The organism is Bacillus sp. TH22 (assembly GCF_016651015.1).
GTDB classification, from domain to species: domain Bacteria; phylum Bacillota; class Bacilli; order Bacillales; family Bacillaceae_G; genus Bacillus_A; species Bacillus_A mycoides.
This window is the reverse complement of record NZ_JAEKER010000001.1, coordinates 543,535-556,083: the sequence shown is the minus strand read 5'-3', so window position 1 is coordinate 556,083 and position 12,549 is coordinate 543,535. Positions and strand designations below refer to the sequence as shown.

Annotated in this window: 9 protein-coding genes and 5 pseudogenes; 10 read left to right on the top strand and 4 right to left on the bottom strand. The window is 32.5% G+C overall.

Annotated elements, in window-relative coordinates; genetic code table 11:
* Positions 1-64 precede the first annotated feature (64 nt).
* Positions 65-1,360 (top strand): group II intron reverse transcriptase/maturase, encoded by a 1,296-nt coding sequence (ltrA, locus tag JFU18_RS02975; protein ID WP_201050398.1) that lies wholly within the window; start codon positions 65-67, stop codon positions 1,358-1,360.
* Between the two features lie 118 nt (positions 1,361-1,478).
* On the opposite strand, the pseudogene JFU18_RS02970 reads toward ltrA, so the two are convergent.
* Positions 1,479-2,940: pseudogene (locus JFU18_RS02970) on the bottom strand (IS1182 family transposase).
* A 225-nt stretch (positions 2,941-3,165) separates the two neighbouring features.
* Between JFU18_RS02970 and JFU18_RS02965 the strand changes: the two are divergent.
* From JFU18_RS02965 to JFU18_RS02955, 3 genes and pseudogenes are all read left to right on the top strand, one after another.
* Positions 3,166-3,681, top strand: coding sequence for a GNAT family N-acetyltransferase (locus tag JFU18_RS02965; protein WP_201031038.1), 516 nt, complete (start codon positions 3,166-3,168; stop codon positions 3,679-3,681).
* Positions 3,682-3,727: 46 nt separating this feature from the next.
* Positions 3,728-4,288 carry a nucleoside/nucleotide kinase family protein gene (locus JFU18_RS02960; RefSeq protein ID WP_201031039.1) on the top strand — a complete coding sequence of 187 codons (561 nt, stop codon included), beginning with the start codon at positions 3,728-3,730 and terminating at the stop codon, positions 4,286-4,288.
* 20 nt (positions 4,289-4,308) lie between these two features.
* Positions 4,309-4,542: pseudogene (locus tag JFU18_RS02955) on the top strand (DinB family protein); the annotation flags it as partial.
* Positions 4,543-4,600: 58 nt separating this feature from the next.
* Here JFU18_RS02955 and JFU18_RS02950 read toward each other — a convergent pair.
* From JFU18_RS02950 to JFU18_RS02940, 3 genes and pseudogenes are all read right to left on the bottom strand, one after another.
* A pseudogene (locus JFU18_RS02950) lies at positions 4,601-5,616 on the bottom strand (D-alanyl-D-alanine carboxypeptidase family protein).
* 181 nt (positions 5,617-5,797) lie between these two features.
* A pseudogene (locus JFU18_RS02945) lies at positions 5,798-6,954 on the bottom strand (sensor histidine kinase).
* Entirely contained in the window at positions 6,944-7,639 is a 696-nt protein-coding gene (locus JFU18_RS02940) for a response regulator transcription factor (RefSeq protein ID WP_002016575.1), read from the bottom strand. The pseudogene JFU18_RS02945 and the gene JFU18_RS02940 overlap by 11 nt, the downstream one beginning before the upstream one ends.
* Before the next feature lie 197 nt (positions 7,640-7,836).
* Here JFU18_RS02940 and yqeK point away from each other — a divergent pair, with 197 nt between their 5' ends.
* The 6 genes and pseudogenes from yqeK (at position 7,837) to JFU18_RS02910 (ending at position 12,226) form a co-directional block, all read left to right on the top strand.
* Positions 7,837-8,445: a bis(5'-nucleosyl)-tetraphosphatase (symmetrical) YqeK gene (gene yqeK / locus JFU18_RS02935; protein ID WP_201033810.1), complete on the top strand. Its 609-nt coding sequence runs from the start codon at positions 7,837-7,839 to the stop codon at positions 8,443-8,445.
* 13 nt (positions 8,446-8,458) lie between these two features.
* A pseudogene (locus JFU18_RS02930) lies at positions 8,459-9,132 on the top strand (DUF3885 domain-containing protein).
* 24 nt (positions 9,133-9,156) lie between these two features.
* A complete protein-coding gene (gene mtnN / locus JFU18_RS02925; protein ID WP_044440808.1) occupies positions 9,157-9,867 on the top strand; it encodes a 5'-methylthioadenosine/S-adenosylhomocysteine nucleosidase in 711 nt (236 codons plus the stop codon).
* A gap of 16 nt (positions 9,868-9,883) precedes the next feature.
* Complete coding sequence (locus JFU18_RS02920) at positions 9,884-10,519, top strand: SDR family oxidoreductase (protein ID WP_201050234.1); 636 nt, start codon at positions 9,884-9,886, stop codon at positions 10,517-10,519.
* A gap of 102 nt (positions 10,520-10,621) precedes the next feature.
* Positions 10,622-11,470, top strand: coding sequence for a GNAT family N-acetyltransferase (locus JFU18_RS02915; protein ID WP_201033811.1), 849 nt, complete (start codon positions 10,622-10,624; stop codon positions 11,468-11,470).
* A 192-nt stretch (positions 11,471-11,662) separates the two neighbouring features.
* On the top strand, positions 11,663-12,226 hold the full coding sequence (locus tag JFU18_RS02910) for a class I SAM-dependent methyltransferase (protein WP_201033812.1): 564 nt from the start codon (positions 11,663-11,665) through the stop codon (positions 12,224-12,226).
* The last annotated feature ends 323 nt before the right edge of the window (positions 12,227-12,549 follow it).

The window sequence follows — 12,549 nt, the reverse complement described above, 5'->3', positions numbered from 1 at the left end:
ACAACGTTATGTAGGGAAGGACCTCTACTTTGTTCATAAGTTGGAAGGAGGTAAGAGTGAGTGAATCTTTGGAAAACTAGCTAACTACACTGATGTAAAAGCTCAAGAACTTTGGAAGACTTTATATCTTTGTGCCAAAGAAAGTTCAAATCGTAGGTTTCACGCGTTGTATGACAAAATATATCGTCCTGACATATTGGCTGAAGCATGGAGAAGGGTAAAACGGAATCAAGGGAGCGGTGGAATTGATGGACAGACGATTGAAGAAATCGTGTATCAATATGGAGAACGAAACTTTCTCAATGAATTATATATAGAATTGAAAAGTAAATCCTACCATCCACAAGCTGTAAGAAGAATGTATATTCCAAAAGGTGATGGAAAACAAAGACCGCTTGGAATTCCTACGATCAAGGATAGGGTTGTACAAATGGCAACGAAATTGGTGATAGAACCCATCTTCGAAGCCGATTTTCAAGACTGTTCGTATGGATTTCGCCCGAAACGAAACGCACATCAAGCGATATCGAAGATACGGAAAGCGAGTAAAACATCTCATTGGATTGTAGATGTAGACATACAAGGATACTTTGACAATATTAATCATGACAAATTAATGAGGCTTGTAGAAAGAAGAATCAGTGACCGAAGAGTGTTAAAACTCATTAGAAAATGGTTGAAAGCGGGAATCATGGAACATGCGCAATTTCATGAAACGACATTAGGTACACCACAAGGTGGCGTGATATCTCCATTACTTTCTAATATATATTTAAACTATATGGATACCATTTGGGAAAAGAAGTGTAAACATTTGGGGGAACTAATTCGATATGCGGATGACTTTGTCATCGTATGTCAAACAAAACAACAAGCATTAGAGAGTATTCGGATACTACAATCCATTATGAATAAGTTAGAACTTACAATCCATACAGAAAAGTCGAAGCTAGTGAATACGTGGGATGGAAACGAGGGATTTGATTTTCTAGGATTTCACCACCGAAAATACCCTAAACATGTGAAAGGCGGGAAGAAAGTGCATGTGATGGCACATATTCCGAGCCAGAAAGCCATGAAGAAAATGCGGGAACGCATTAAAAGATACACAGAGCCGAGGAACAAACTGTATCTACAATTGGAAGAGATGGTGAAAGGTTTAAATAAAATTCTGCAAGGATTCAAGAATTATTATAGCTTATCTTCAATTGGACAGAGGTGGCTCTGTAAAATAGACTGGTACGTCCTAGAACGACTTAACCTTTTTTGGAATAAGAAAAGAAATGTTCGAAAGAAACATGGTCGTATCAAGGACTTGATGAAGAAAACAACATATACACTCGTGAAAGTAGGAGGATAGAACAAAACTGAACGCCAAAGAAGGAAGAACATCGGAAAGCCGTATGAGGGAAAACCTCACGTACGGTTTGATGATGGGAAGCTGAAACAGAAAAGGGATGGCAAAGCCATCCCTTTTCTCAGAGTGTTGGGAAACCCTTTAGGGTTCCCAACACTCTGTAATCTTTTTTGATTTTAGCGAAAGAAAACAACAAAAAATAGTAGAATTTAGAAAAATAGCCCTCCACCAACCCCTTTTTGGTTAGATGGAGGGCTATTTTTTTCATGTTTTGACAAGCGGCGGTGAGGTAAGCCTGCATTTGGACAGATTTCAGCCCTCGAAACCGAGCATATCGATAGCCATGTAGTTCTTTTGCATCCGCAAAGCTTCGCTCTATAGTTGAACATCGTACTTTATACAACTTTTTCCCTGTAGCTGTTAGTTTGTTTTTTCTAGCGATATCTTTATATTTCTCCCATATATGATGGGTGATAACTTTTTGTTTTTGTTTCTTTGAAAAGCATACCTCACGTAGCGGACAAACAGCGCAGTCTTCTGGATTCGATTTATATTGACGATATCCTTCGCGATCCGTTGTCGCATATTCTAAAATACATCCCATCGGACAAGCAAATGCATTCATTTCTTCTACATATTTAAATTGGCTTTTCGGTACTTCTTTATTTCTCTTTCCAAATCGGCGATACCCCATCACCATAAATATATTTCTTTCTGATAACTTCTTACAGATATATCCTGTAAAATAGCCTGCATCAAGAGCTACAGCTTCCACTTCAAACCCGAATTTATCAACTTGAGCTTGTAGACGTGCTAAATACGGCTCGGAATCTGCCATATTTCCAGCCGTTATATAGGTATCTGTAATAATATTGTACTTCGCATCAGTCGTACGATGATCTAAAAAATGAAAACCGTTCGGTTTTCCATCTCTCATTAAAAATCCACTATCTGGATCCGTTGTACTTATCCGAGTTTTTTAGTAGGGGTATCACTTTCCTTTCTAGGTTTTAATTCTTTTTTCCGTGCGCCTCACGATCTTCGATTACCGCAGCTTCTAGTTCATCTATATAGAACTTTGCCTTTTCTTTTTTATATTTATGTACAAATTTATTTTTATTGGCATTGGCCTTAATGTGTGTGGAATCTGTCATCAACGCACGTCCTCCTACCATACGGCGCTCCGTCGCTTGTCTCACAATCTCATCAAAAATTTCTTCGAAAATATTTGTATGAACGAAACGAGTACGGCGATTCCAACTGATTGTAGAATGATCTGGAATTGTATCTGATAGAGAGAACCCTAAAAACCAACGGTAGGCAATGTTCGTTTTAATCTCCTTTTCCAATTGACGCTCAGAACGAATACCATAAAAATATCCAATAAACATCATCTTAAATAAAACGATAGGATGGATTGACGGACGGCCATTGTTTTCACAATAATAAGGGCGTAACTTCTCCTCAATAAAATCAAAACTAATTGTCGCTTCAATCGCACGAAGGAAATGATCTTGTGGAACCAATTCTTCTACAGAAACAGATACACGCTCGTCGCGATGATTTTTTAAAGCACCCATCATAAGAAATCTCTCCTTTTCCTCTTTTTTATCAGTGTTGACACATAAAAAGAGGTTCAGACACAAAAATAGGCTGTGGAGAAGGCTTTCTCCACAGCCTGAGAAAAGGGATGGCAAAGCCATCCCTTTTCTGTTTCAGTTTTCTACTCTAAGTTTAAAAGGGAATATATTTTTCATATAGAAATAAATTTGAAGGTGTATAAAAGGTTGTGTGAAAGGAGAATGAGAGTGATCAAGCTGAAACAATTTACAAGAACTGATTTCAAACAATTAATAAATTGGATTAATTCCGAAGAATTTTTAATACAATGGTCGGGAAATGCATTCACATATCCTTTAAATGAACAGCAATTAGAGAAATATACAGAATGTGCAAACACACTGGCATTCAAAATAATGGATGAAGAGACTAAAGCAGTTATTGGTCATATTTCTCTTGGACAAATAGATAATATAAATAAGTCTGCTAGAATTGGAAAAGTGCTAGTTGGTAATACGAAAATGAGAGGGCGTTCTATAGGGAAACATATGATGAAAGCCGTACTTCGTATTGCTTTTGAAGAATTAAAACTACATAGAGTAACTCTTGGTGTTTATGACTTTAATAAGTCAGCTATTTCTTGTTACGAAAAAATAGGTTTTGTAAAAGAAGGTTTATTAAGAGAGTCAAAAAAAGTAGGAGAAACGTATTGGAATTTATGGGAAATGAGTATGTTAGAATATGAATGGAACAATAAAAAATAGTGTTTTATAATTATATTATGTTAACAAAAGGGGTTTGGTGGGAATCGTGAATAAAAAAACAAAAATAATTTCAATTGCAGCTGTTTCAGTGGGCGGTAAAACTACCATTACAGAAAGTTTAGCTCATGAGTTGAAAAACTCAAAGGCTCTATATTTTGATAGATATAAATTTGATAACTGTCCGGTTGATCTTTGTAAATGGATTGATGATGGAGCTAATTACGATGAATGGGTACTTACACCGCTAATGAATGATATTCAGCGTTCTATACAAGATAGTAGTTTAGATTATATTATTGTAGATTATCCTTTTGCATACTTAAATAGAGAAGTGGGACAATTCATTGATGTAACTATATTTATCGATACACCTTTAGATATTGCGTTGGCTAGAAGAATTTTGAGAGATTTTAAAGAAGATACAATGAGTGAAATACATAATAATTTGAAACATTACATGACACATGCGAGAAAAGCTTATTTAGAGGCAATTCATACTGTTAAGCCGAATTCGGATATTGTATTGGATGGATCTTTATCTATAAGTGAAATAATTGATCAAATAATAGAGGAACTTAATCGAAGAGAAGTGATTGTGAATGGTTAAATGTATAAAACGATATGTACAAGTCATTATCTGATTTATATAGAAGAGAATTAGATAAGTTTTTGCAGTTATGGTCTGGCGACTTCGAATCAAAAATATTGAAAGCTTCATGGACAGATAGATCATATAAATGCGGTGAAGTTTTAAGGCATGTAATTGTACATGAAATTCATCATATTGGTCAGATATCTATATGGGCAAGAGAATTAAATCTTCAGCCCGTTTCAGCGAATTTAATTGGAAGAGGATTGTAGATTTAGAAACCAACTTGCAGTGTAAACACAAGTCGGTTTTTATATATAAGAAGATTTCTTAATTAAAATCCTCGGCTTTTTTTGACGTATATATATAAACATTAAGATTGTAATGATGAAAAAGATCATAATCGTTTGTATGATTAAATTTTTAAACTGAAACAATATTGTCCAAGATGTAACAGCATCTTTAAAAGCTTGGAGTGCAGAGTACGAGGAAGGATCAAAACCGTACTGAAGTAACTTTTTTGTTTCAATAAAAGTACTGTTTTCATCACCGGCGTCTAATATTACTGAAATAAGTCTAGTATCTCCTCGTGTGGCTGTACTGACAAAACTATAATTACCATTAGTTGAAAAACTAGTTTGTAAGCCGTCAACACCTTGGAGTTTAATGTTTTTATTAAGGGAATATATCATTTTATTTGTATTGAAAACTTTTGAATCTTTGAAGGTAAATTGGTAAGAGGTTAGTTTCGTAACATTCAATACATCTGGAAAGTCTTTTACTAATTGTGTTGCTAGTTTAGCGACGTCTATCGATGTTGTAGTTGATTGTTTATTCGTATCGTTATTAATTCCAGTAGCATTTAGAAACGGGGATGGTTGTGATAACTTTAGTTGTTTTGCTTTGTCATTCATTAAAAGTGTAAAGTTATCTTCGTTTCCAGCAATGTGTTCTGCAAGGGCAAGTGCGGAACGATTATTCCCTGTCAAAAACAATGCATGAAGTAGATCACGAACCGTCGTTTTATCTTTCGAAGTTATTTGTATAGGACTCGTTTCTGCTCGGAAAACTTCGTTACTTATTTTTACCAATTCATCTAACTGTATTTTTCCTTCATTCAGTTGTTCCAGTGCGATATACTCTGTCATTAATTTAGATAAAGTAGCTGATTGTATAGGAGTTTCTTCATTTTTTTTATAAACAATCTCACCAGAATTAGTATCTATTAAAATAGCTGATTTAGCTTGAATAATTGGATCATTTACATAAAGATAAAAATATAAAACGATAAGTGCAGTAATAAGAAAAGATAATAATAAAATTGTTATTTTTTTCAAGAATTGCATTAGCGATCCTCCTACTATTACATCAATAATATTATTGTAAAAAGGAATGCTTAATTAGGAAGAAAGAAAAGGTAAAGAATTTCTAAAGAATTTTAAGGAATTCTTTAATTTTGGATATTGATGGAATATAAAAGGTTCAATTTCTTATATGATAAAAAATTGAACCTATAAATATGTGGTATTAAGCTTTATAAGGGAGTAATTTTACAGTGAAAGTTGTTTTTTTATCATCGCTATATACTTCAATTGTTCCTTTATGCAATTCAACAATACTTTTTGCAATTGCTAATCCGAGCCCAGATCCACCAGTGTTTGTTGAACGTGATTTTTCAACACGATAAAAACGTTCAAAAATATGAGGTAAATCAGTACTAGGGATAGGTTGTCCGTAATTTGTTATATCAATTGTAATCATGTTATTGCTTTCGTAAGCAGTAATATCAATATGATCTCCATCATTTCCATAAGTAATAGCATTTATGATTAGATTTTCAAACACACGTACTAATTTATCCCCATCAGCTAGTACCATTAGCTTTTGAGATGGGAAAGAAGGGCGACATTCAATATTAGCTTCTTGAAGCTGTATCCGAAATTGGACAGTTAATTGTCCAAGCAATTCTACAATATCAATAGGAACAGAATATAAACTTAACTCCTTATTTTGAACGCGTGTATATTCAAACAAGTCATTCATTAATGCATTAAGACGAGTTACTTTATCGTAAATGACTTGAATATAGTATCGTAATTCTACTTCATCTCTATAATTATCATGATGGATTAAATTTACGTATCCAACTATAGATGTAAGAGGGGTTCGTAAGTCATGTGATACATTTGTAATAAGTTCGCTTTTTGCTTGTTCTGCCTGTCTTTCTTCATCAATCGAAACTTTTAATTGCTCAATAATTTGATTGACCCCAGTTGCCAGTTCTTCTAAATAATTATGGTGTACGATGGAAACTTTATGATTAAAGTTTCCACTTGCAATATACCGAATCTCTTCAATCATTTTTTTATACAAGTTTCATAGTAAACCTTTCTTTCATGACGATAAAAAATGTATAAATAGGATGAGAAAATAGAAAATAAAAACAAATAAGATACAATCATCATCCATAAAGACTCTTTTAATCCAATATATTTTTCATGGCCAAAAATTCTAATGAATTCTTTTCCTAGTTCGCTTAGAGTAAGTGAACTCTCAATTACACTCGTTACGAGGCGAAATATAATTAATTCGGTAATTGGTGTAAGAGTGATAGCTAATAAAAGCCAAAAAATAAGCTTCCACTTTGGTATATCTTTTAATATATCAAATGCTTCATTTCTCAATTTTATATCCTACTCCCCAAACCGTATGAATTAGTTTTTCACCATTCATTACGGTTTCAAGTTTATCGCGTAAATTACTAATATGGACCATTACCGTTTTATTAGAACCATAACCGTCTTCATTCCAAACTCGTTCGAATATCTCTTCAGAGCTAAATACTCTTCCAGTATTACTCGCTAGTAAATATAAAATATCAAATTCGATAGAGGTGAGTTTAATATATTCTCCATTTACTTTAACAGTATGATTATGTTTATGTATTTCAACAGAACGAATACGAATAATACCATCTTCATTCTTTTGGGAAGTAGCATTTTGGAAAGAGGATCTTCGTAATAAAGCTTTCACTCTAGCCACTAATTCTAGTGGATTAAACGGTTTAATCATATAATCATCTGCGCCGGTCATAAGTCCTAAAATTTTATCCATATCTTCAGCCTTTGCACTAAGCATAAGGATAGGTACAGTATTATTTTCACGCACTTCTTGACAAACTTCCAATCCGTTTCGTTTTGGCATCATAATATCCAAAAGCATAAGATCAACTTCATATGTACATATCATTTGTAATGCTTCATCACCATCATAAGCTTTATAAATGTTATAACCTTCATTTCGTAAATAAACAGCCAGTAATTCTACAATATCTTTATCATCATCAATAATTAATATGTTTTTATTCATTTTATAGTTAGTTCCTTTCCTTACAATTAATCAACATTACTATAATATCAAACATTTATGTATTTTGTAGTAATGTTTCTACATAAAATTTCATGTATCGTATTAAAAAGGAATTAAAACATTCATAACGAATATAAAATAAGAAGGATATTTAAACTCCACATTATACTGAAAGGTAGTTATAAGGGGGACTTGCTATGTTATATAATGATATATATTCATTTACTCCAACTGGAAAAATAGAAAATGATATTAAAGCTTTTCTATTAAAATACAATAAAGAATTTACATATAAACATTCAATTCGTTTGGCAAATGAGGCGAGAAAAATTGCGAAAATATTTTATGAAGATGAAGAAAAAGCAGCGATTGCAGGGTGTTTACATGATATTAGTGCAATCTTTCCGAATGAGGAGCGGATTGCAGTTGCTGAAGAATTTGGCATAGAAATATTACAAGAAGAACGAGAATTTCCAATGATTATTCACCAAAAATTATCGAGAGTAATTGCAAAAGAGGTATTTAAAGTAGAAGATAAAGAAGTTTTAAATGCTATCTGTTGCCACACTACGTTGCATAAACATGCAACAAAGATGGATTTAGTATTATTTATTGCTGATAAATTAGAATGGGATCAAATAGGGACACCGTCATATTTAATTGAGGTAAAAAAAGGATTGGAAAAATCTTTGGAACATGCTGCTTTTGTATATATTTCATATTTGTGGGAAAGAAAAGATACATTAAAAGTCATACATCCGTGGCTAGAAGAAGCATATTGGCATTTAAAAGAAATTGTAGAGTAGAAAGGGTATAAAAATGCAATTAAAAGAATATATGAATCAAACATTCCCAGGAGTTACGTTAGTACCGTACATATACTCTCAGTGGGAAAAACATCTGCATTTTGATTTTGGGAAAGATAAATATCAATTTAAAGAAGATGGTAACACTTATAATATGGAATATTTCACACAACTATATAGGTATAATAAAAGTCTATTTAAAGATATATTTTCAAAAGAAGATGCCGTCTTTTTAGTCACAAATGTTTATCGATTTAAACAGGAAAATATAAAAAATGCGCAGAAAATAAATGTATACAATAGGTTTATTAAAAAGAGGGGTTTAAAGTTTCATATAAGACAAGAAACATTCCCTTTTCTATTTGAAGATGAAGAAGCTGACTTATATTGTACATATCAATTTTCTTTAAAATGTCTTGCTGAAGATATTAAATATGAACCGCTTATTCAAGCAGCTAATCATGAAGATTTCCCTGACCTACGTCCACGCTTAGGGCGAAAAAAGAAATTTCATATCCAGATGTATTTTTTATAAATGTAACAAAGGATATTATCATGTTTATTTATGATGATAGAGGATGTGAAGTAATTGCGAAGAATAAAGAAAAGATACGGGAGTTATATGAGAAGTATAAAGAGTGGATACAAGAATATGAACGAGAGAGTATAGATGACTTATTTACATGAAAATAGGAGGAAGTGAAGTGTGTAATGAAAAGGATCGCAATTGTATCTGCATGGGAACCAGAGCTTACGTATTTGCATCAACATTATCCAAGTGAGCGTGTAGAAAAAATAGCAGCTTGGGAATTTCATTTTCATTCTATTAATGAATTAGAAGTTATTTCAGTTGTAACTGGTGTCGGTAAAGTAAGTTGTGCTAGTTGTGTACAACTATTAATAAGTGAATTCCAGCCAGACCAGTTATTTATGACAGGGATTTGCGGGAGTTTATCAGATAAGGTGAAAAATGGACACATCGTTGTAGCTCTTAATACTTTACAGCATGATGTTACAGCGGCTGGTTCAGGAGAAGATAGTTTTAATCTATATGATGGTAGAACGGCACCTATTGAAACAACTAAATCACTCGTAAAACGAATGAAGAAATTGCGTTCGTATGACCCGGTCCATTTTGGTACATTTCTATCTGGAGATCAACGTATTCGAAGTTCAGAAATGAGGTATTTACTTCATACTGTATACGGTGCTTTAGCCGTTGATCAAGAAGTGGCAGCATTTGCTTATGTATGTCATGTAAATAAAAAACCATTCCTATGTTTAAAAGCTGCCTCAGATCAAGCGAATGACAAAACGAAAGAAGAACAAAAGGTTTTTAAAATGTTAGCATGTGAACGAGCATGTGAGCATTTAATTACTTTTTTACGTGTTTATGAGATTACTGTAGTAAATAATAGATAGTTAGAGGGTTTTAATATTGGAAGCTACAAATAAAATAGCAATTCTTGGTGCGAATGGTAAAGCTGGAAAATTCATCGTAAATCATGCGTTAGAAAAGGGATATCAAGCAAAAATATTAACGAGAACTTCTGAAAATATGAGGATAACTAATGAAAATATAGAGACTATCATTGGGGATGCCCGTGATCTTTCTACAATACAAGAATTACTTAAAGGTTGTAGGGCTGTAATTAATGCGGTGGGACAACCGAAAAATGAACCTTATATTTTTAGCACAGTTATGAAGCATATTTTAAAAGTAATGAAAGAATATGAAATAAAACGTTATATTCTTATTTCTGGAGGCTCCTTAAATGTAGAAGGAGATCAGAAGGGAATTGTAAATAAAATAGGGGCTAATTTGTTTCAATTATTTCTTCCAAAGATGATGAGGGATAAATATAAAGAATTGGAAATTATACAAAGTAGTGATGTAGATTGGACAATTGTTAGATTACCGTTTGTTATAGAGGGAAATGGGATTGGTGATATTAAAGAGAGTTTAGTAGATATGCCAGGAATCAAAATTCAAAATGGGGATATTGCACCGTTTGTAATAAAACAAATTAATAGTGAAAGATATATAGGAAAGTGTCCGCTCATTTCAAATTAAGAGATATCGTTAAAAATTAAAGAATAATGGATATAGTGGTAATAGTTTATTTCATGTGTTTGAATGTTGAGTTTAATACAAGTAAGTGGAGGATAATTCTATATGATTCAATATAAAAGGTGTAATGAAGTAAATATTGATTTAGTATATGAAGCGTTTAAAGATGGTTTTTCTGATTATATTATTAAAATGGAAGTTTCAAAAAAGGATTTTGTACAACGGTTTTTGGGACCAGAAGGTAACTCGCTAGAACACTCCTTTATTGCGTTAGACGGTGACAAATGTGTTGGTGTAATACTTGGTGGTATTAAGGTATATGAAAGTATAAAAACAATGCGCTGCGGAACATTAGCTGTTCATCCAGAATTTCGAGGTATTGGTGTAAGTCAAAAGTTATTTGAGTTACATAAAGAAGAAGCGACACAAAATAAATGTAAGCAGCTTTTTCTTGAAGTTATTGTAGGAAACGATCGGGCGATTCATTTTTATAACAAATTAGGTTATGAAAAAGTATATGATCTTTCTTACTATAATTTAAATGATTTAACTAAAATAATGAATAAAGGAAATAGAGATATTGAAGTAATACAATTAGAATTTCCAACATTTAAAGTTGAAATTCAGAAATGGCTAAACTTCCATATAAATTGGCAAAATGATATTGATTATATCGAAAAAACAAATCATACATTTTACGGTGCATATGTTGATAGTGATATAAAAGGTTCTGTATGTGTAAATGAACAAGGAAAAATTAGTTTTATTTTCATAGAAAAAGATTATAGAAATATTGGTGTTGGGACGAAATTATTACAGGTAGCAAGTGAAGAAGGAAAGTTATCAAGTTTATCAATTGGGTTTCCAAACAACAATTTACTGGAAGGGTTTTTAAAGAAATCTGGATTTGAAAAGAATTCTTTAGCACAATATGAAATGTATTTATTGCTATAAAAAGCGGAGGGAATTATTCTTTTCGCTTTTTATTTTGTACTATAAACGTTTTTGCTGTATGTGGGAGGATAAGTAAAAACAACAGAAGTTTTGTTATCTATCTCATTGAACTAACTGGCACTTTAGTTGAAGAAGGAAAAAATATAGTAACCATAGAATATATTAATACATTAAAAGATTTATGAGGTGAAAGTGATGGCAATTAAGCAAGACGAAATTAAAGTAGTAGTCGGAGCTGGAGTATTTAATAATAATCCAGGTTGGGTTCAAACGCAAGAAGATGAACTTAATTTACTAAACAATACCACTTGGGAAGAAAGATTTGAATACAATTCCATTTCAGCTATTTTAGCAGAGCATGTATGGGAACATCTTACTTTTGAAGAAGGTGTAAAAGCAGCTGAAATTTGTTATAAATTTTTAAAGCCACCAGGTCATATTCGGTGCGGAGTGCCTGATGCATTTTTTCGAGATGAAACCTACCAAAATATAGTTCAAATAGGCGGCCCTGGCCCGAAAGACCACCCAGCTGCAAGCCATAAAATCGTACATAATTATAAAACATTAACGAAAATGTTTGAAATTGCTGGATTTGAGGTAGTTTTACTTGAATATTGTGATGAAAATGGTCAATTTTATTACACAAAATGGGATGCGAATGACGGCGTTATTTTCCGTTCGAAAAGGTATGATTCTAGAAATAGAGGCGATAAACTGGGTTTTCCATCGCTAATTGTTGACGCGATTAAAAGGTAAGTCATTCACCTAAAATAGGTGTTAGTTCTATCAGTTCATGAGTCGCAAATGCGGCTTTTTTTATTTTTTTTGTAAACCTACGTTTAGCAAGGAATTAGACATACATAATAAGTGATTTTGAACATTACATAACTTGATTTGAATACTATATTAGCTCTTATTAACACCATTTATCTTAAAGGAAATTGCTTTTAAATATTTAATGGAAATATTATATAAAATAAATAAATCAACGTTTTCTCATGTTGAATTTTTTTGTGGAAATGTTGAGGTACGCCTATTGTAATAAACATATGGAGAGAATATATAATAAATCAATGTTC

Bases quoted from the DNA above. Each gene is read 5' to 3' on its own strand.
- JFU18_RS02940 (WP_002016575.1), bottom strand. From the start codon at position 7,639: ATGAATAAAAACATATTAATTATTGATGATGATAAAGATATTGTAGAA.
- mtnN (WP_044440808.1), top strand. From the start codon at position 9,157: ATGAAAAGGATCGCAATTGTATCTGCATGGGAACCAGAGCTTACGTAT.
- yqeK (WP_201033810.1), top strand. From the start codon at position 7,837: ATGTTATATAATGATATATATTCATTTACTCCAACTGGAAAAATAGAA.
- JFU18_RS02915 (WP_201033811.1), top strand. From the start codon at position 10,622: ATGATTCAATATAAAAGGTGTAATGAAGTAAATATTGATTTAGTATAT.